Origin of the sequence: Staphylococcus sp. GDY8P67P (assembly GCF_017892545.1) — a bacterium.
GTDB classification, from domain to species: domain Bacteria; phylum Bacillota; class Bacilli; order Staphylococcales; family Staphylococcaceae; genus Staphylococcus; species Staphylococcus ureilyticus.
The window spans coordinates 19352-38414 of the sequence record NZ_JAESLH010000004.1 but is presented as its reverse complement, the minus strand read 5'-3'; the positions used below and the strand labels follow the sequence as shown (position 1 = coordinate 38414).

The following is a 19063-nucleotide window of genomic DNA, read 5'->3' as shown; positions in this document are numbered from 1 at the left end:
TGCTTTGAATGTATTTTTTAAGCTTTAATTCATGTTATATGCTTATTAATAAGAAACGACTTTAACCCAATTTCTAACCCAATGATTAACACTGCAGTGATTAGTAAAATAATCGTATATGGTAAGATACTGTATTCACCTTGTAATCCTACTAATGGAGACATGATACCACCAAGTATAAATTGAAATAGACCTAGTAAACTGGAAGCATTACCACTACCACCAGTACGAGCTTCCATTGCTAATGCAAAGCTTAAAGGTCCGATACCTGTTACAGGACATACATTTAAAAAGAATGCGATAATTAATACCCATAACGGCAAATGCAGTGTTAATGTCACAATAATAAGTACAACCCCAATTATTTGAACGATTGTTAGCATAATTAGCAAAAAGTAGCGATTTATATATGCCACAAGTAAGGCTGTAAGTTGACTCATAATAATAAGGCCAATGCCGTTAAAAGCAAACAAATAACTAAATTGCTGAGGCGTCATGTCATAAATTTTTTGTGTAATAAACGGTGCCGCAGATGAAAAACTAAATAACATTACGTACGTTAAGCCTTGTAAAATCATTGGAATAATAAATGCAGGCGTTTTTAACAAATGAGCAAAATCTTTAAAAATAACTTTAAAATTAAGTTTTGCTCGATTTGGTTGATGTGTTTCTTCTAAATGGCGAATCGACAAAAATAAAATAATAACACTTACGATGGTCAGAATTACAAATACTGCTTTCCAATTGGATATCGTTAGTGCGTATCCACCTATGATTGGCGCAATAATCGTAATGATTCCATTAATTACAAGTAATGCTGCTAGTCCTTTAGCTAATGCTTTTCCTTCATGCTGGTCTCCCATAGTAGCTTTGGCGATTACTATTGCACCTCCGCCAGTTAAACCTTGAACTAGTCGCAAAGTGAGTAAGACACCCATGGAAGCTGTGAAAACCGCCAGTAAAGAAGCGAGCGCATAGATTGAAATGATAAATAAAGCAACTTTTTTTCGTCCGTATGTATCAGACAAAGGTCCAAATATAAATTGTCCAATAGCAAGACCAATCATTGCAAATGATAAAGTAAGCTGTGCTTGAGATACAGATGTACTAAAGTCATGTTGCACATTCGGTAATGATGGCACATACATATCTATGGTTAAAGGACCAAATGTAGTCATGATACCTAACACAATAATGACCATAATTGGCAGTTGACGATTTGAAATCTTGTCCATGTTTGAAACTCCTTTAAAATACTCTCTAATGCTTAATTATAAACATGTTATCTCGTTTTGTAACTACTTATAAAAGTAATATATTAAATACCATGTATACTTAAAAACGAGCATATTAATTGAGCTCGTTGTAATTATTAATATAATACAAAACATACATTTATATGATAAAGTATTATACTAGATATAGCGCGTTAATAATATGTTTTTAATAGCAATTATTCAAAAAGACATGGAAATTTACTAAGGAGTAAAAAATGAATTTGACTAAAACACACTATGAAGTGATTAAATTTGTGATTGTAGGCGGTATGAATACTTTAAATTATTACATTGTCTATCTTTGTTTATTGAAGTTATTAGAAATGAATTATTTAGTTAGTCATATCAGTGGATTTATCATTAGTTTTGTTATTTCTTATTATTTAAATTGTTACTTTGTTTATAAAGTGACACCAACTTGGAGTAAATTCCTAAAGTTTCCATTAACTCAAGTTGTCAATATGGGCATGCAAACTTTATTATTGTACATTTTTGTACAATGGTTTGGTATATCATCTGTGATAGCACCTTTTGCAGGGCTTATCATTACGATACCTATAACATTTGTGCTCTCTAAATATATTTTGAGAGATTAGTTAAATGATTAATAGACCAACATTTTAAATATAGTTATTTTTATGAGATCAAGTTTCGGAATCAAAAATATGATTTGTTTCAAACTTGGTCTCTTATTTTTGCTCAATTTTATAATTAATATTAGGATTGGCTAAAAAAATAATTAGTTTATTTATATTAAATAATTTTTGAATAAAAATCGTTGTAAATATGTTTGTATTGAGTCATAATAAGTATTCAATCATACTGAAGGTGGAACGTAAGATGAGTCAAAAAGAAAAATTGGAAACAGCACAAAAAGGTGCCTTTTTAAGTTTAATCGTCTATATCATATTATCAGTGACTAAATTTATTGTAGGTTATTTATATGATTCTGCAGCTGTAAAAGCAGATAGTTTAAATAACATGACAGATATTATTGTTTCTTTGGCCGTAATTATTGGGTTGAAAATTTCTATTAAACCTGCAGACCAAAACCATCCATATGGACATTTGAAATCTGAAAATATATCATCATTACTCGTGTCATTTATTATAATGTTTGTAGGTATTCAAGTCATTATAGAGAATGTTCCTGAATTATTCACAAACGAACATCATACTCCTAATATTATAAATATTTATGTCAGTGTCATTAGTGGTTTGATTATGCTAGCTGTGTTTTATATTAATCAAAGAATTGCTAATCATACCCAAAGTAGTTCTCTGAATTCTGCAGCTAAGGACAATTTGTCGGATGCGTTAGTGAGTTTAGGAACTGCAATTGGTTTAGTATTTACACAATTTGGATTTCCAATCATTGATACGATATTAGCCATTATTTTAGGCTTACTTATAATATATACTGGTTTTGGTATCTTTAAAGAATCAATTTTTACATTAAGTGACGGTTTTAACGAGCAAGAATTAGAAGCTTATAAAAATTATGTGTTAGAAATTGAAGATGTAATAGAAGTACAAAATATTAAAGGTCGTTACCACGGTAGTAGTGTTTTTGTAGATGTAACGATTGTAGTAAAATCAGATTTGTCTTTAGAGGAAGCACATCACATTTGCGACAAAGTAGAACAACATATGCATAGCAAAGGCATTTCTTCAGTTTATGTGCATCCTGAGCCACAGTCAATACAGTAACTAAGATGTCGAGAAAGTAAATAATTTTGATTATTATCATGACTTATATTCATATTAAGTTAATAAACTACTAATGGATAACCTGAATTAAGGTAATTAATGAATATTGATGTATAAACTGAAATTTTATTAGCTTATTTTATAGTAAAAAAACGAGTGGAACAGAAATCTATTTTTATCAAAAAGATTTCACTGCTCCACCCTGGCAAGAATGACTAGAATTTAAAAAAAATATAGAGGAACACCTGAGATTCAGCCCATGCATAAGCCCCACTAACTCAATAAATTGAGAAGTGGGGCTTTATTTTTTTACATATTGAAGAAATGCATAAAATTCGTTTTACCACCAACCATTTGCAGCACGGAATTCAATTGCTGCATCAATTGAGCCATAACGTTCTTCAGCGTATTGAATCATACCTTTTGTTTGTTCAGTTACAGATCCAGTACCCCAAGCTTCCTTCGTTTGTCCTAAACCTCTATATCCTAATTCATTCACCGCATCTGGGTTACCGCTTGATTCTGGCATTACAATGTTATCCCAAAGTGCTTTTGTACCACCAGCAGCAATAAATTCACTATATACATCATTGTTTGCTTGAGTAGTTTCTGCAGCATCAGCTGTAGATGTATTTGAAGTTAAACCAACACCAGCAGTAGCGATTGTTACTGATGCGAATGAAGCTAATAATAATTTTTTCATTTGAAAAATCCTCCTAATAATTGTTTGTTTTAAATAATTTCAAATTGTATTTGTTAATCTGCATAGTTGTTTTAAAAGTGCTTATTTTTGTCTGTCGTATTGCTCGGTTTATCAACGTTTACAACTATAACATCATTTTTTTATAGACAGGTTACAGTAAAATAAAAATAAAAAGTCATTTATGAATAAATGAATACAATCATTTCAAAATTAAGTGTAAATTGTTATAATTTTAATGTATGGCATGAGAAATTATAGATAAGTATTGTCGTAACAAGATTTATATCTGTATATCACTGTAATATTTTTGTAAAACGGGTGATAATATAATTTTATTCAATGGAAAGAAGGAATATAATGCCAAAACTAATTTTATGTAGACATGGACAAAGTGTTTGGAATGCTGAGAATCTATTTACAGGTTGGGCTGATGTAGATTTATCAGAACAGGGAAGAACTGAGGCAGTAACGTCGGGAAAAAAATTAAAAGAACAGGGTATAGAGATTGATATCGCCTTTACGTCTTTATTACAACGCGCCATTAAAACTACATTTCACTTATTAGATGAATCTCAACAGTTATTTATTCCTGTTATTAAATCTTGGCGCTTAAATGAGCGTCATTATGGTGGATTGCAAGGTTTAAACAAAGATAAAGCAAGAGAAAAATTTGGAGAAGAACAAGTACATATATGGAGACGTTCATATGACATAGCACCACCTGAACAAAGTGAAGAACAAAGAAAAGACTATTTAAATGATAGAAAATATGAACATTTAGATAGAAGAGTTATGCCTGAATCAGAAAGTTTGAAAGACACTTTAATTAGGGTGATTCCTTATTGGAACGACCAAATTTCACAACAGTTATTAGATGGAAAAACTGTGCTTGTTTCTGCACATGGAAATTCATTACGTGCATTAATTAAGTATTTAGAAGATGTATCAGATGAAGATATTGTAGGATATGAAATTAAAACTGGAGCGCCTTTGATTTATGATTTAACAGATGATTTAAAAGTAATAAATAAATATTACTTATAGTTTTTCAATAAATGTAAGTAAAAAAAGACCTCATAAATAGATAATGAATCGTTTAAATAAAATAATGGCTGATCCTGAAGTATATAAATGTATATTTTCAGGAATCAAGCCACATTTTAGAAGTAATGCGACAAAACCAGAAACAAATTACCATTGGTTTTGAAGTGTTACTTCTATTTTTATTTATTTCGCTTATGTTGTTGGATAATTTTGCGTGCACGTTTCCGTGTTTTAATATTAGGACTATTTAAATTACGACGTGCTGTTTGTAAATCTAATTTCATGGTGAGGACCTCCTTTATCTATAGATATTATGTAAGAAAAAACCTGAAATGTAAATAGTAATTATTACGATTTATAACTATTTTTTAAATCTCTCAAAATAAAAGATTAAAATAAAACTAATATTTTAAGTATTTTTAATGATAAATTAAACTAAAATATGTATAATGCAGAAATGCGACTAAAAAGAGTTGATAAATTAATAGAAAATAGGAGTACAAAAATGGATCAAAAGACGAAAATTATAATGATTTTGATGATGTTGTGTGGTGGATTTTTTGGATTATTAAATGAAACCTTATTAACTACAGCATTACCAAGCATAATGAAAGATTTTAAAATAGATTACACACAAGTACAGTGGCTTACTACGGCCTTTTTATTGACCAATGGTGTAATAATCCCATTGTCAGCAATGATTATTCAAAGATACTCAACAAGAAAAGTATTTTTAACTGCAATATTTATCTTTTTTATCGGGACTTTAATTGCAGGATTTAGTCCAAACTTTTCTGTTTTATTAAGTGCAAGAATTGTTCAAGCACTTGGTTCTGGTATCATGATGCCACTGATGATGACGACGATCTTAGATGTATTTGAACCTCATGAAAGAGGTAAATATATGGGGACTTTTGGTTTGGTGATTGGTTTAGCTCCAGCAATTGGTCCGACACTGTCTGGTTATTTAGTAGAGTATTTAAATTGGCGTTCATTATTCCATGTCGTTGCTCCAATAGCTGCACTTACTTTCATTGGTGCACTTAAATTCGTCAAAAATGTTGGTACTAATCGAAAGACACGTATTGATATTTTATCAATAATCTTATCTGTGTTCGGTTTTGGTGGTTTGCTATACGGTACAAGTTCAATTTCTCGTGATGGCTGGAACGATCCAATTGTATTGACTACTGTAATTGGTGGCATTATTTTAGTTGCTGCTTTTATATTTCGTCAAACACGTTTGGAAAATCCACTGCTTGATTTTTCAGTATTCAAAGATAGTCAATTTGCCGTAGGTATTATCATAATGGCTTTTACCATGATTTCAATGATTGGTTCTGAAACTGTGTTACCGATGTTTGTGCAGAATATTATGAATGACTCAGCACTTCAATCAGGATTGATTTTATTACCTGGAGCTATCGTAATGGGGATTATGTCAGTGATTTCAGGTTTACTCTATGAAAAATATGGTGCTAAAATATTAGCATTCATTGGTATGTTTATTGTAGTTGTAACAACTTCTTATTTTGTAATCATGAATGAACATACTTCATCAGCGATATTAGCTACTGTATATGCTATTCGTATGATTGGTATCGCACTTGGTTTAATGCCATTAATGACACATACAATGAATCAATTAGCGCCAGAAATGAATGCCCATGGTTCATCGATGACAAATACTATACAACAAATATCTGCATCAATTGGTACAGCAGGTTTGATTACAATTATGAGTCAGGTTGCTAAAAACTACACACCAAATATGTCTGAGTTTAAAGATATGAGCCAAAAACAAATGACAGCAGAAATTCAACATCAAGCATTGCTCAGTGGGTATCACGGTGCCTTTTGGTTTGCAGTCATTATATCAATTATTAGTTTAATCAGTGTGTTTATGTTGAAAAGCAAAAGACAACTTAAATTAGAAGAAAAAAATGCTGAATAATTAAATTTGCGACATTGTAATGCATTAAGCGAAATTGTCTTGTAAATGATATTAATATTATGATACTTTGATATCAATATAAATATTATGAATGGAGCGTATGGATTATAGAACACTCGATGCATTTAAATAATGAACCTTTTCAATTAATGAAAAACGAAGTCAAAACGATTGAAATTAGATTGAATGATGAAAAAAGACAAGAAATTAAAAGCGGCGATTATATTGTATTCCAAAATTTAATGAATGAAGAAACATTAACAGTCCAAGTTAAGGAAATTGTAGTGTTTTCTTCGTTTCAGTCACTGTTGAACCAATATACAAATGAAGAAGTTGGAGCGAAAGCAGATGATCAACTTTCTCAAAAATTAGCGGCTATATATCAAATTTATTCACAAACAGATGAACTTAATTACGGTGCATTAGCAATCAAAGTGGCACTAATATGATGAAAATGAAATTAATTGAGTTATAGCTAGGATAAAGTTGTACCATAGGTGAAAATTTAATTTTTCACGGTAAATATGACACTTTCGTTAAATTCATTTATGAATGAATTTTTCGGAAGTGTTTTTATATAAATATAAAAATAATGTTATAGTTCTAGCACATCAAAGATTTTCGTTGTAAGATAAAACTTATGGTTAAATAATATTAGATATGAGAAGTAATATTAGGAGTGTAAATATGAAAAAATTAATGACGATGGTGTTCATTTCAATAATCATTATAGCTGGGTGCAGTAGTGGGAAATATGCTGATGAGATTGACAAAGCAGTGCATCAACAGAAAAAACAACAAAAGATTTTAGCTGATAAGCAAAATGGCGATGTGGAATCTAAGTTTGAAAAAAAGAATGCGAATATCTATGTGTATGACAAAGGTAAATATGTGACTATTGCTTATAAACCATTAAAAGATGATGATGAAGTTCATTTTTATACATATAAAATAACAGATGGTAAAGCACATTACTTAAAAAACTTTAATTCAAAATCATATTCACATGCACATGATGCGGATTATAAAGAAGAAAATATGAACTTAGAAGAATAAAACAAGATAAGAAGGTGTGTTTTTAACAAATGAAGAAATGTTGGTTAAGTTTGTTATTAATGGCAATAGTCATTTTTGTTTCCGCATGTTCGAATGACAATCAAAATGTACATCAAGATGACAAATATGGAAAAGGTGGAAAGATTAAAATTATTGAGTATGGTGATTTTAAGTGCCCATATTGTAAAAAAGTAGAAGAACATATTATGCCTAAATTAAAAAAAGAATATATTGATACGAAAAAAGTAGATTATCAATTTGTTAATATGGCATTTTTAGGAAAAGATTCAATTATAGGTTCAAGGGCAGGTCATGCAGTAAGGCAATATGCACCTAAACAATATTTAAAATTTCAAAAGTTAATGTTTAAGCAACAACCGAACTCAGAAAAAAAATGGATTACCGAACAACTCGTTGATCAACAAATAAATCTATTGGAAATTTCAAATGGTAAAAAAGAAAAGATAAAAGCGAGTTATAAAACAAAAGATAGTGAATCATGGAAAGCAGCCGAACAAGATCAAAAACAATATAAAGAAAACCATATTGAAACAGCACCTACAGTTTTTGTAGCAGGTAAAAAAGTAGAGGACCCGTATAAATATAAGAACTATAAAAAAATACTTGAAGAAAGTTAAATATTAAAATTTAGATTTAAACTTTAATATCAAAAGCCCGTTCCTGAACGTTTTATAAAACATTTAGGAACGGGCTTTTTTAGTTTATATGAAAAAGAAGGACTAACTTATTAAATCGAAACAATTACGAAAAAATCAAAATATGTATTGCATATCTCGAAAAGTACAGTTATAATTTTAAATCGTAATGATTACTATCTGAGGAGGAATAAGAATGAAAAAGTCAATATACATACTGTCATTTGTCATTATATTAGCGATCATCGTTACTGCTTGTAGTGCCACAAAGTCTAACGAATCAAAAGATAATGACAAAATAAAAATTAATACTACTGTATTTCCATTAAAATCATTTGCCAATCAAATAGGTGGAAAGTATGTTTCAGTTAAATCTATTTATCCTACTGGTGCAGATTTACATACATATGAGCCAACACAAAAAGATATTATGAATGCGAGTAAAGCAGATATGTTCCTGTATACAGGTGACGATTTGGATCCTATTGCTAAAAAAGTGGCAGCAACAATTAAAAAGGATGATAAAAAGGTATCGTTAGGAGATAAAATTGATAAAAGCGAATTATTAACTGATCAACACGACGAAGAACATGAAGAACATGAAGAACATGGTCACCATCATGAACATGGACATCATCATGGCGGCTATGACCCTCATGTATGGTTAGACCCAAAATTTAATCAAGTCTTTGCAAAAGAGATCAAAGATAAATTAATAAAGCAAGACCCTAAACACAAATCTTATTATGAAAAGAACTATAATAAGTTGAAAGAAGATTTGATGGGCATAGATCAAAAAATGCAAAACATCACTGAAGATAAGCAAGGTAATACCGTATATATATCACATGAATCTATTGGTTATCTTTCAGAAAGATATGGATTTGTCCAAAAAGGTATACAAAACATGAATGCTGAAGATCCATCTCAAAAAGCATTAGCAAAAATTGTGAAAGAGATTAATGATTCAGGCGCAAAATACATTTTGTATGAAGCCAATGTTTCTAATAAAGTCACAGATACGATTCGCAAAGAAACAAAAGCAAAACCATTGAAGTTTAATAACATGGAGTCATTATCAAAAGAACAAGCAGAAGATAATAAACTGACATATCAATCCCTAATGGAAAAAAATATAAAACATCTTGATATGGCATTAAATGACAATGTTAAAACAGATGATGAACACGCACATAATAAACATGAAAAAGCAATTGCTGATGGCTACTTTAAGGATAGTCAAGTAAAAGATAGAAAATTAACTGATTATGAAGGAGAATGGCAATCAGTTTATCCGTTTTTAAAAGATGGCACGTTAGATGATGTCATGAAACACAAAGCAAAAGAAGATAATCAAATGACTGCAAAAGAATATAAAGCATATTACCAAAAAGGATATAAGACAAATATTAGTAATATAAATATTACGGAGGATACGATTACTTTTAAAAAAGACGGTAAGACCTTAACTGGCCAATACAAATACGATGGGAAAGATATTTTGAAATATGAAAAAGGTAATAGAGGTGTCAGATATTCATTTAAACGAGTAGGCAGCAATAAAGATTTGCCAAAATATGTACAATTTAGCGATCATAATATTGCACCTAAAAAAGCAGAACATTTCCATATATTTATGGGAGATAATAAACAAAAAGTATTAAAAGAATTAGACAATTGGCCAACATATTACTCAAGTGAATTAACAAAAGCACAAATTAAAAAAGAAATGTTAGCACATTAAAGTCTAAATCAATGTGTGGATTTAAGTGAAATTAATTATTTATATAGATAATGAGTAAAATTTTGTTTTACGGGAATATTTTTCATAGAAACACAAATATGAGCTTTTCTATTGATATATAAAATATACCTGATATAATAAATGTATCAATAGAAAGTTAATAATTTGGAGGTATGAATTTTTATGACAAAATTTAATTTTGATCCAGCACATTCAGTAGTAGAATTTTCAGTTAAACACCTGGTGATTTCAAATATAAAAGGTAGATTTAATGAATTCGAAGCTTCACTTGAAGGAGATTTAAATGATTTAAGTACAATTAAAGGTGGTTTAACAATCAAAGCAGATTCAATTGACACTCGCGTTGGTGATCGTGATAATCACTTAAAAAGTGGTGATTTCTTAGATGTTGAAAACTACCCTGAAATTAAATTTGATGTAACAAAAGTAGATGGAAATTCAGTTACTGGTAATTTAACAATTAAAGATGTAACTGAAGAAGAAACTTTTGAATTATCATATGAAGGTCAAAGTAAAAACCCATTAAATGGAGCTACAACAGCAGGCTTCATCGCTAATGGCACAATTAACCGTGAAAAATATGGTGTGACATTTAACCAACCACTTGAAACTGGTGGCGTAATGATTGGTAAGGATATAAACTTCCAAGTAAGCCTTGAATTTGCATTAGAAGATTAATAACAAAAATTATAGTAAAAAGGTCCAAGACTGATGTTTGTCTTGGATCTTTTTTTTGTTATATAAAATTTAAAATCTTTTTATGCGGGTATAAAGTATTAAAAAGGGGGATTTCAGTGGCAACAATGTTACCTAAAATTGGTCGTCCAGCAACGAATGCGTTAGCTTCGATCGGTATAAATACTTTAGAAGAATTAGCAAAATATGAACGAACTACTATATTAGATACTCATGGCGTAGGACCTAAAGCAATCAGCATATTAGAAAATGCGTTAACAGAAGCAGGACTATCATTTAAAAATGAAGCGGCTTCAGAATTTCCATTTGAAATGGTTGGAGATTTAGGGTGTGATAATGCACCCAAACGGCGAATCATGTTAGATTTTCTAATTGGATCTGCATTAGCTGATAAGAATAAGTTATCACAAACAGTTGTGTCAAATTTCAAGTGGCAAGTGCCTGGTGCTTTTGAATTGAACAGTTTAGATGAATTTCACAATGAAATTGAAGCGCATAAAGTAGATATTAAAAGAATAGAAGTGACGCATAATTTAACACACGGAAAGTTTGGTGCAATGCATGGTACTCAGTTAAATAGTGATGGCACAGCAGTCTACTTTGCGGATTTTATTGAGTTTGAAAGCAATCGTAAAAATGCCAAAATTAAAACAGTGACATCTTATGTAATTATGAATGATGAATAAAAAGGAGCGTTTTAAGTGAGTATAGAAGTAAATGAAAATAAAATTATATTTAAAAGAGATTTTGAAGCAACTGCAGAAGAAATATTTGACGCATATACTGAGCAGTCTTTATTTGAACAATGGTTTCACCCTCAAGGTGCAACAACAAAAGTGTTCGAATTTAATATTGTGACTGGAGGTCAAGCGTTTTTTGCAATATATACTGATCAAGGTACAAGTTATACATTAACAAAGTATAATGAAGTCAAAGCACCTTATTTAATTGATTATAACGATTACTTTACTGATAAAGAAGGTAATATTGATAAAAATATGGCTAGTATGCGTAATGTCATTCAATTAGAACAGAAAGGTGAGAATTCAACACGTATTATATCCACTGCAGAACTACCAGATCCTAAATCAGCACAACAATTACTTGATATGGGTGTAGAAGCGGGTATGAATAGCACATTTGATAATTTAGAAACACTTTTAAAAAATAAATAGTCATAGATATGTAAGAATTGAAACACTTGTACACTTTAGCTTTTAGTTATAATAAAAGTGAAAAGAGGTGAGTGTATTGAATAAACGTTATTTAAAAGTATTAGGGTTATATACGATAAGTACGCTTGTACCAGCTATGATGTTAAATGAAAAATGTTTAAGTAGCAGTACATTCAAATGGTTATTACGTACTTTAACAGGCTATGGTATTTTTGCTTATGGCCTACATATATTAACAAAATTTAAAAAATAACAGCAAGTAGCGCGATTAAGTTAGAGCTATCCACGCTCCAATATGAGCGCAAATTCGTTATGAACTGTCTCTAATATTTGGAGTGAAATAAAGACACTTTCGTTGAATTCACATTAATAAGAATTTATACGGAGGTGTTTTTTTATGTAAAATAGAAGTACGTCTATTAAATTTGAATAAAAAATAATACAATGAATCTGTAAGTTTGAAATCTAAATATTTTAAAGGGGAAGGGTGTCGATGTTGATAGAGAATAATAAAGCCATCAAAGATACATATATGTCAGGCGAAACAATTAAGAACATTAATAATCAAGTTCAAATGAAGGATGTAATGTTTGACCAAACACCTGGACGTTATGCATTAAAATCGATTATGTCTGGATTTTTGTTAGCCATTGTAACAGTTTTCATGCTTGCAATAAAAACACAATTTGATGGTGCAAATGAAGGACTCATTAACTTAATAGGCGCTATTTCATTCAGTTTAGCCTTAGTATTAATCGTACTAACACATTCAGAATTATTAACGAGTAATTTTATGTATTTAACAGTTGGATGGTATTATAAACTTATCGGTATGAACAAGGCGTTACTCATCATGTTAGTATGCTTCTTTTTTAATATTATTGGAGGTATTGTATTATTTGGGTTAATGAAGTTTACGCCTATAATGACAACGGAAATGGTGACAAGTTTAACAACGCTTGTAGATGGAAAGACCATAGATACGACATGGTATGCCATTTTAGTAAAAGCCATTTTCTGTAATTTCTTCATAAATATTGGAATTTACGTATCAATTCAATTTAAAGATGGTTTATCTAAAGCTTTCTTCATAGCCTGTGGTGTTATTGTCTTTGTATTTATGGGTTATGAACACGTAGTATTTAATGCAGGTTTATATGCTGGTATGGTTTTTTATAATTTTGACGCTGTCGCATGGCTACACGTTTTAAAAAATATAGTCTTTGCTTTTATAGGTAATTATATTGGTGGAGGTATATTTGTTGGGCTGGTTTATGCTTATTTAAACGGTAAACGCGATAGTTTGCGCAGTTGATTTTAAGATAAAGTAGAAAGACAATGCGGTTTCGTTAATGAAATCGTATTGTCTTTTATTTTTTATCTATAAAACAAAAAAATTGACTCATTTATCAAGAAACCATATTGTATTACTGTAAATTAATGTTTGAGATTTAATAAAATGAAGCTTTAAGAGAAACGCTAAGGAGTGACAAAATGTCTGACTATAATATTAGAATTGCTGAAATAGATGATGCTGAAGCATTGCAAAAATTAATGCATGAAGCATTTACACCATTAAGAGAATTAGGTATTGATTGGCCATCTGTCAACGCTAGTGTTGAAATGGTCGAAAAAAATTTACAAACGGGTACGACTTTTGTCTTGGAAAATAACACGGAAATTATTTCAACGATAACTGTACGTTATCCTTGGGAGGCAAAACGACGTATTTCTATTTATCCGTTTGTATGGTGGTTTGCTACAAAACCTTCGTATGATGGTCAAGGATTGGGCGGCAAGTTATTAAAATACGTTGAAGAAACCTTCCTTAGAGATACGCTTAAGGTACCAGCAGTGACATTGGGTACATCTGCACGCAAACATCCATGGCTATTAGATATATACAAAAGAAGAGGTTATGAAGTATATGCAGAACATGAAAATGACGATGGTGATTTAGGCGTTATTATGAGAAAAGTATTAATTCCAGATCGTTTTGATGAAGAAGTATTAGGACAACCGCCATTTTAAGCGATGATATGTAGTAGGGGATTCCTTTAGGTTTTAGCTAAGGGAATTTCCTATTTTTATATTTTAGTAAAGAGGCAGGTACTGCAAACGGTATTGTTTCTATGATGGGCGGTTTGGGGGGATTCTTCCCACCCATTGTTATTTCTTATGTCACAATAGTCACAGGTTCCAGTCATTTAGCGTTTTTTATTATTAGCGATATTTGGAATTATAGCATTAATAACAATGTCGAGAATGGTTAAAAATGTAAACTAAAACTATAAATTTCATAAAAAAAGCAACACTTCACTTTTATGAAGTGTTGCTTTTAATGTTTAATCAATTTGAATATTATAAGAAGACTCTTTTTTCTCTTTTTTAGGTAGCGTCACATTTAGCATGCCATTTTCGTAAGCAGCTTTAATGCCATTTTCATCAACATTATCAAATTGATATTGACGTTTTACATCACTAAAGCTGCGTTCTTGATGAATCATGCGTCCATTTTCATCTTCTTTATTATTTTCAAATGATTGTTTACCTTCTATTGTTAAAACATTATTTTCAAATTGAAGATTAATATTTTCTTTTTTCATACCTGGTAATTCTGCTTCTACTACGTAAGCATCTTCAAGTTCTTTGACATCTGTTTTAATGCTATTACTTCCTGGAAATTGATCGAAAAATTGACGTCCAAAGTCTCTGAATAAATCACTAGGATTTGCATCGAAAAATGAATTATCGAATGGTTTCATATTGAATGCCATAAAGCATCTCTCCTTATATAATAAATTTATTTTGTTACGATTTAATCAATATTAATTTGTTTTTTTGTATGTTTAATAGGTAACGTAACATTTAATATACCATCGTTTAGCATTGCTTTAATATTAGGTTCATCTACATTTTTAAATATAAATTGTCTACTTTGATTATTAAAATTGCGCTCTTTAATCAAGTAATTATCTTGGTTTTGAGTTGTTGTAGAAGTATTTGTAACACTGATTGTTAAAGTCTTTTCATCAAATTGAATATCTATATCTTCTTTACTGTAACCTGGCAGTTCAGCCATGACTTGATATGCATTACTTGATTCATATACATCTACGTTAAAATCATGATGCTCGGTTAATAAATTTTCTAGAATATCTGTAGAAAGATTTTGAGTGTTTTGCATCATTTTTCACCTCTCCTTTAACCTTACATTAATATTATAATACATTAGTCAAAGAAAGTCAAAGTCAAACTATGAGCGTTGATTATTCTAAATGTATGATCATATCAAAAATGGCGTATCAATGATTGTTAACATAAGTATAATTAGAAAAAATAAAAAAGAGGCAAGTTTAAGTTTAAAATAGCATAAATAAACTACACACTTTAAACGTTTCTTTGCCTCTTAATATATTAAATTTCTTTAGTGAAATGTTTATTCACAAAATTTTGTAGTGTTTCTTTTAAGTGAACGGCTTCATCGATATCCATATCAAATTCACCAAAAACTTTTCTAGAGACACCGGATAATGAATCTTGAACTTTTGCACCATGTTCGGTAAGTGCAATTTGTAAATTACGTTCATCATCAATCTCACGTGTTCTACTAACAAACCCTTTTTTTTCTAATTTTTTTAGTAATGGTGTTAGCGTACCTGAATCAAGATAAACGCGTTGTCCAAGTGTTTTGATGTTGATTTTTTCATTTTTTTTAATTGCGAGCATAACAATATAACCAGTATATGTTAAATCATACTCTTTTAAATATGAAGTATATTTTTTTATTATTTCTTTTGATGAAACATAAAATAGAAAGCACAGTTGTTCTTCTAAGTAACTTAATTTGTCCTCCATTTAATCACCCCTTTTGAAATTTAACCTTATTATGAACTACGTACATTGTCAAGGAACAGTTGTGTCTTTATTCATAATATTTTTATACTGTTGTGAAAGTGTTATTTGAGTTATTTTATTAATTTCATTCATATTAAAGTTAGGTGAAATTGTCCTGAACGGATTATTCAAAAAGTAATAAAGAATATATGTATATTTTATAATATATACAGTTATACATAAGCGAAAAATTAAGAACATTTTGTTACAAAAGGTAATAATACTTTATAATTTATTTGTTATCGTTCATAATATTAATATTATGAATTTTAATAAGTAGTCTAGGAATTTAAGAGTATGAGGATTAACAATGGAGTATGTATAATAATTGTTTTTACTTAAAAGGAGATAAATAATGAAGACGTTTTTGAAAATACTAGGACTATTAATTATTTCGTTAATTTTGGCTGTAATTTTTTTCTTTGGTTTAAGAACTTATCAAGGTCACAAAAATTTAGAGTTAGTTGATAACTATTTAGATGAAACTCATCTAACTGATAAAATCCAAACAGAGAAAACATTATATAGTGCTAAAAAAGGTTTGTATTATAAAGAAATTAAATTTAAAGATGATTCAGATCATACTTATGTCGTTCAACCGATTAGTACATATAAAGGTATTTTGGTGCAAGGTTTTGATCCAGAAACTAAGAAAAATGTCAAAGGCGCAAAACATAATGCTTTTAAAGAAAAATATCAACCTAAAGAATAAAAGTTATTTTTAATGATGTTATTATTTTATAGATTAAAGCAAAACAAGATAAAGTTGGCTGGTACCGTATTTATTTATGGCATCAGCCATTTTTTATTGAATGCTTTTATCGTATAGATTACTTTAGTAAAAATTAAAAAACATAAGCATTTTGAGCACTATTCCAAGTGAAATGTATATAAAAATCATACCGATTTCTTATGTTACTCAAATAAAAAATAGACTAAAAGAGTAGTGGTTTTATTTGTGATTATATCATTATATCTAACTTTTAGTAAGCGATCATAGCGTGATATCATAGTCTTTAACGCCAATTTTGTATATTTGTCAAAATAATTATGTTACTTATATATATATAAAATGAGTAAAAATAAAAATTAAGTGTAATATCAACTCTTTTTGCTGAAAAAATTTATATCTATATAAAAATTATTTTGATATAATTAAGCAATGTCAGAAAAAGGGGAGAAACATCATGGCAATTATAAGAAGAATCAGTTTACCAATGCAAGTTATTATCGCTTTGGTATTAGGTGTTATCGTAGGCCTATTACTTTATGGGCACGATGAAATTGCAAATTACATTAAGCCTTTTGGCGATGTCTTCTTGAATTTAATAAAAATGATTGTAATTCCAGTTGTTTTTTGTTCACTAGCATTATCTATATCCAATGTAGGTGAATCTAAAACAGTGGGACGTTACGGTTTTAAAACAATTTTATATTTTGAAATTATAACAACAATAGCTATAGGACTAGGTATACTTTTTGCGAATATATTTAAACCAGGGAAAGGTTTAGATCCAGATAAATTACCCAAAGGTGATATTTCAACATATGAATCCTCGGCAAAAGCTGCCGAATCATCTACATATGGAAATCACTTTATCGATACAATTGTAAACATTGTGCCTCAAAATCTTTTCGAGGCATTGACTTCAGGTGAATTACTACCAATCATTTTCTTTGCAGTGTTTTTTGGTGTTGCATTATCAGCAATTGGTAAAAAAGCAGAACCTGTAAAAGCGGTTTTAAGTGGTGCATTAGAAGCTGTGTTTTGGATGATTAATAAAATATTGAAATTAGCACCTATTGGCGTATTCGCATTTATTTGTACGACAATTATGACTTTTGGTGCTTCAGCATTAATACCATTATTAAAATTACTATTAGTGGTTATCGGTGCAATGATATTCTTTATTATTGTTGTACTTGGTATCGTAGCTAGATTATGCGGTATTAGTATTTTCTCTATTATTAAAATACTAAAAAATGAACTAGTATTAGCATTTTCAACATCAAGTTCTGAATCTGTGTTACCAATAATAATGAAAAAAATGGAAAACTTTGGTTCTCCAAAAGATATTACTTCATTTGTAGTACCAATTGGATATACATTTAACCTTGATGGATCTGCATTATATCAATCAATAGCAGCCTTATTTGTTGCTCAGATGTATGGCATAGATATGTCCATCGGCCAACAAATCATGTTAATGGTTACTTTGATGGTTGCTTCAAAAGGTATGGCGGGCGTACCAGGAGTATCAATTGTAGTACTTATTACAACATTGACAACAATGGGATTACCAGCTGAAGGACTGGCATTGATTATCGGTGTCGATAGACTATTAGATATGGTACGAACTTGTGTAAATGTATTAGGTAACGCATTATCTACCATTGTTATTGCAAAATGGGAAAATGCTTATGACAAAGAGAAGGGTCAAGCCTATCTAAAATCGATATAAACTAAATTAAAATTCTGACATTTTGCACTGAATAGAAAATAAATCTATTCAGTGCTTTTTTGTTAATTACGGTTATATTATGTTAATTATAAAACAACAACAGTAGGATGTTTTTGAAAACAAGTGATGGGTTAAACAAAATTAATGTTATTTAAGGCACAAACAGCCCCATAAGCACTTCTAAGAAATGCTTATAGGGCTGATTTGTGACGCGGTTTTACTTATTTACATGCCTTTCATGTCCATATCGTGAATTTTCATCATTAGACCATGCGGAATGTCATCGTGATCAACGACTTCCATTTTACTATAAGTGTCTTCGTCCTCAGATTTAATAAGTTTTACAAAATCACCTTTTTTAGGATTAAATCCTGATTTAGAAGGTATTTTTACATTTTCCTCTACTTCATGGTCTTTTTCACTCACTACTTTATCAGCAGTTGTACTATTTTTCATGTAGCCGAAGTATGTCTCTTTTTGACCACCAGAAACCATCATAATAACTAAGACAATAGCTACAATCACCATTACTGCACTGATAATAATTGCAAACATTTTATTTTTCAAAATTAGATTCTCCTTTATATATCTTTACTTCAGTTATATCTGATATTTTAGCATAATGCAATTGAAGTATAAGCGATGACAAAACTTTTAAATTAAATTGT

At 29.9% G+C, this 19063-nt stretch carries 23 protein-coding genes and 1 pseudogene; 17 read left to right on the top strand and 7 right to left on the bottom strand.

Translation table 11 applies throughout. From position 1 onward, the window contains the following. Positions 1-29: 29 nt before the first annotated feature. Positions 30-1235, bottom strand: a complete 1206-nt coding sequence (locus KA833_RS00280; RefSeq protein WP_070037473.1) for a putative multidrug effflux MFS transporter TcaB — start codon at positions 1233-1235, stop codon at positions 30-32. A 257-nt stretch (positions 1236-1492) separates the two neighbouring features. Here KA833_RS00280 and KA833_RS00275 point away from each other — a divergent pair, with 257 nt between their 5' ends. Beyond that, the gene (locus KA833_RS00275; RefSeq protein WP_019468817.1) at positions 1493-1873 is read left to right on the top strand and encodes a GtrA family protein; all 381 of its coding nucleotides are present in this window, start codon (positions 1493-1495) and stop codon (positions 1871-1873) included. Positions 1874-2117: 244 nt separating this feature from the next. Continuing rightward, complete coding sequence (locus tag KA833_RS00270) at positions 2118-2987, top strand: cation diffusion facilitator family transporter (protein WP_019468818.1); 870 nt, start codon at positions 2118-2120, stop codon at positions 2985-2987. Positions 2988-3327: 340 nt separating this feature from the next. On the opposite strand, the gene KA833_RS00265 is transcribed toward KA833_RS00270, so the two are convergent. Next, positions 3328-3690, bottom strand: coding sequence for an aggregation-promoting factor C-terminal-like domain-containing protein (locus tag KA833_RS00265; protein ID WP_019468819.1), 363 nt, complete (start codon positions 3688-3690; stop codon positions 3328-3330). Between the two features lie 357 nt (positions 3691-4047). On the opposite strand from KA833_RS00265, the gene KA833_RS00260 reads away from it, so the two are divergent. Then, positions 4048-4734, top strand: a complete 687-nt coding sequence (locus KA833_RS00260) for a 2,3-diphosphoglycerate-dependent phosphoglycerate mutase (RefSeq protein WP_040030126.1) — start codon at positions 4048-4050, stop codon at positions 4732-4734. Positions 4735-4913: 179 nt separating this feature from the next. Here the strand turns inward: KA833_RS00260 and KA833_RS00255 are convergent, their stop codons facing one another. Next, the gene (locus KA833_RS00255) at positions 4914-5018 is read right to left on the bottom strand and encodes a putative metal homeostasis protein (RefSeq protein WP_017722768.1); all 105 of its coding nucleotides are present in this window, start codon (positions 5016-5018) and stop codon (positions 4914-4916) included. A 221-nt stretch (positions 5019-5239) separates the two neighbouring features. Here KA833_RS00255 and KA833_RS00250 point away from each other — a divergent pair, with 221 nt between their 5' ends. From KA833_RS00250 to KA833_RS00195, 12 genes and pseudogenes are all read left to right on the top strand, one after another. Then, a complete protein-coding gene (locus KA833_RS00250) occupies positions 5240-6688 on the top strand; it encodes an MDR family MFS transporter (protein WP_210128237.1) in 1449 nt (482 codons plus the stop codon). A gap of 119 nt (positions 6689-6807) precedes the next feature. Further along, complete coding sequence (locus KA833_RS00245) at positions 6808-7137, top strand: ASCH domain-containing protein (RefSeq protein ID WP_019468822.1); 330 nt, start codon at positions 6808-6810, stop codon at positions 7135-7137. 238 nt (positions 7138-7375) lie between these two features. Next, positions 7376-7744, top strand: coding sequence for a DUF4467 domain-containing protein (locus KA833_RS00240; RefSeq protein ID WP_019468823.1), 369 nt, complete (start codon positions 7376-7378; stop codon positions 7742-7744). Between the two features lie 29 nt (positions 7745-7773). Next, positions 7774-8382, top strand: a complete 609-nt coding sequence (locus KA833_RS00235) for a DsbA family protein (RefSeq protein ID WP_070657947.1) — start codon at positions 7774-7776, stop codon at positions 8380-8382. A gap of 214 nt (positions 8383-8596) precedes the next feature. Continuing rightward, a complete protein-coding gene (adcA, locus tag KA833_RS00230; protein WP_210128238.1) occupies positions 8597-10144 on the top strand; it encodes a zinc ABC transporter substrate-binding lipoprotein AdcA in 1548 nt (515 codons plus the stop codon). A 183-nt stretch (positions 10145-10327) separates the two neighbouring features. Continuing rightward, positions 10328-10843 carry a YceI family protein gene (locus KA833_RS00225; protein ID WP_019468826.1) on the top strand — a complete coding sequence of 172 codons (516 nt, stop codon included), beginning with the start codon at positions 10328-10330 and terminating at the stop codon, positions 10841-10843. Between the two features lie 125 nt (positions 10844-10968). Then, positions 10969-11547, top strand: a complete 579-nt coding sequence (locus KA833_RS00220; RefSeq protein WP_037539911.1) for a helix-hairpin-helix domain-containing protein — start codon at positions 10969-10971, stop codon at positions 11545-11547. 15 nt (positions 11548-11562) lie between these two features. Next, positions 11563-12036 (top strand): SRPBCC family protein, encoded by a 474-nt coding sequence (locus tag KA833_RS00215; RefSeq protein ID WP_046207578.1) that lies wholly within the window; start codon positions 11563-11565, stop codon positions 12034-12036. A gap of 76 nt (positions 12037-12112) precedes the next feature. Then, positions 12113-12289: a hypothetical protein gene (locus KA833_RS00210; RefSeq protein ID WP_046207579.1), complete on the top strand. Its 177-nt coding sequence runs from the start codon at positions 12113-12115 to the stop codon at positions 12287-12289. A 243-nt stretch (positions 12290-12532) separates the two neighbouring features. After that, positions 12533-13351: a formate/nitrite transporter family protein gene (locus tag KA833_RS00205; RefSeq protein ID WP_210128251.1), complete on the top strand. Its 819-nt coding sequence runs from the start codon at positions 12533-12535 to the stop codon at positions 13349-13351. Positions 13352-13530: 179 nt separating this feature from the next. Next, positions 13531-14067 carry a GNAT family N-acetyltransferase gene (locus tag KA833_RS00200; protein ID WP_046207580.1) on the top strand — a complete coding sequence of 179 codons (537 nt, stop codon included), beginning with the start codon at positions 13531-13533 and terminating at the stop codon, positions 14065-14067. A gap of 59 nt (positions 14068-14126) precedes the next feature. Then, positions 14127-14322, top strand: a pseudogene (locus KA833_RS00195) (MFS transporter); the annotation flags it as partial. 59 nt (positions 14323-14381) lie between these two features. Here KA833_RS00195 and KA833_RS00190 read toward each other — a convergent pair. From KA833_RS00190 to KA833_RS00180, 3 genes are all read right to left on the bottom strand, one after another. Next, positions 14382-14813 (bottom strand): Hsp20/alpha crystallin family protein, encoded by a 432-nt coding sequence (locus KA833_RS00190; protein ID WP_019468832.1) that lies wholly within the window; start codon positions 14811-14813, stop codon positions 14382-14384. 41 nt (positions 14814-14854) lie between these two features. Next, positions 14855-15226, bottom strand: coding sequence for an Hsp20 family protein (locus KA833_RS00185; protein WP_046207581.1), 372 nt, complete (start codon positions 15224-15226; stop codon positions 14855-14857). Positions 15227-15453: 227 nt separating this feature from the next. Continuing rightward, complete coding sequence (locus KA833_RS00180) at positions 15454-15894, bottom strand: MarR family winged helix-turn-helix transcriptional regulator (protein ID WP_046207582.1); 441 nt, start codon at positions 15892-15894, stop codon at positions 15454-15456. Between the two features lie 394 nt (positions 15895-16288). On the opposite strand from KA833_RS00180, the gene KA833_RS00175 reads away from it, so the two are divergent. Then, positions 16289-16645 (top strand): DUF3139 domain-containing protein, encoded by a 357-nt coding sequence (locus KA833_RS00175; RefSeq protein ID WP_046207583.1) that lies wholly within the window; start codon positions 16289-16291, stop codon positions 16643-16645. A 475-nt stretch (positions 16646-17120) separates the two neighbouring features. Then, a complete protein-coding gene (locus tag KA833_RS00170; protein WP_210128239.1) occupies positions 17121-18395 on the top strand; it encodes a cation:dicarboxylate symporter family transporter in 1275 nt (424 codons plus the stop codon). Between the two features lie 225 nt (positions 18396-18620). Here KA833_RS00170 and KA833_RS00165 read toward each other — a convergent pair whose 3' ends face one another. After that, positions 18621-18962 carry a DUF4889 domain-containing protein gene (locus KA833_RS00165; protein ID WP_019468837.1) on the bottom strand — a complete coding sequence of 114 codons (342 nt, stop codon included), beginning with the start codon at positions 18960-18962 and terminating at the stop codon, positions 18621-18623. Between the last annotated feature and the right edge of the window lie 101 nt (positions 18963-19063).

Excerpts from the sequence above, each read along its gene's own strand:
- KA833_RS00245 (WP_019468822.1), top strand. The coding sequence starts at position 6,808 with ATGCATTTAAATAATGAACCTTTTCAATTAATGAAAAACGAAGTCAAA.
- KA833_RS00255 (WP_017722768.1), bottom strand. The coding sequence starts at position 5,018 with ATGAAATTAGATTTACAAACAGCACGTCGTAATTTAAATAGTCCTAAT.
- KA833_RS00220 (WP_037539911.1), top strand. The coding sequence starts at position 10,969 with ATGTTACCTAAAATTGGTCGTCCAGCAACGAATGCGTTAGCTTCGATC.
- KA833_RS00280 (WP_070037473.1), bottom strand. The coding sequence starts at position 1,235 with ATGGACAAGATTTCAAATCGTCAACTGCCAATTATGGTCATTATTGTG.
- KA833_RS00170 (WP_210128239.1), top strand. The coding sequence starts at position 17,121 with ATGGCAATTATAAGAAGAATCAGTTTACCAATGCAAGTTATTATCGCT.
- KA833_RS00175 (WP_046207583.1), top strand. The coding sequence starts at position 16,289 with ATGAAGACGTTTTTGAAAATACTAGGACTATTAATTATTTCGTTAATT.
- KA833_RS00235 (WP_070657947.1), top strand. The coding sequence starts at position 7,774 with ATGAAGAAATGTTGGTTAAGTTTGTTATTAATGGCAATAGTCATTTTT.
- KA833_RS00240 (WP_019468823.1), top strand. The coding sequence starts at position 7,376 with ATGAAAAAATTAATGACGATGGTGTTCATTTCAATAATCATTATAGCT.
- KA833_RS00180 (WP_046207582.1), bottom strand. The coding sequence starts at position 15,894 with ATGGAGGACAAATTAAGTTACTTAGAAGAACAACTGTGCTTTCTATTT.
- KA833_RS00270 (WP_019468818.1), top strand. The coding sequence starts at position 2,118 with ATGAGTCAAAAAGAAAAATTGGAAACAGCACAAAAAGGTGCCTTTTTA.
- KA833_RS00185 (WP_046207581.1), bottom strand. The coding sequence starts at position 15,226 with ATGATGCAAAACACTCAAAATCTTTCTACAGATATTCTAGAAAATTTA.
- KA833_RS00190 (WP_019468832.1), bottom strand. The coding sequence starts at position 14,813 with ATGGCATTCAATATGAAACCATTCGATAATTCATTTTTCGATGCAAAT.
- KA833_RS00260 (WP_040030126.1), top strand. The coding sequence starts at position 4,048 with ATGCCAAAACTAATTTTATGTAGACATGGACAAAGTGTTTGGAATGCT.
- adcA (WP_210128238.1), top strand. The coding sequence starts at position 8,597 with ATGAAAAAGTCAATATACATACTGTCATTTGTCATTATATTAGCGATC.
- KA833_RS00225 (WP_019468826.1), top strand. The coding sequence starts at position 10,328 with ATGACAAAATTTAATTTTGATCCAGCACATTCAGTAGTAGAATTTTCA.
- KA833_RS00200 (WP_046207580.1), top strand. The coding sequence starts at position 13,531 with ATGTCTGACTATAATATTAGAATTGCTGAAATAGATGATGCTGAAGCA.
- KA833_RS00265 (WP_019468819.1), bottom strand. The coding sequence starts at position 3,690 with ATGAAAAAATTATTATTAGCTTCATTCGCATCAGTAACAATCGCTACT.
- KA833_RS00275 (WP_019468817.1), top strand. The coding sequence starts at position 1,493 with ATGAATTTGACTAAAACACACTATGAAGTGATTAAATTTGTGATTGTA.
- KA833_RS00250 (WP_210128237.1), top strand. The coding sequence starts at position 5,240 with ATGGATCAAAAGACGAAAATTATAATGATTTTGATGATGTTGTGTGGT.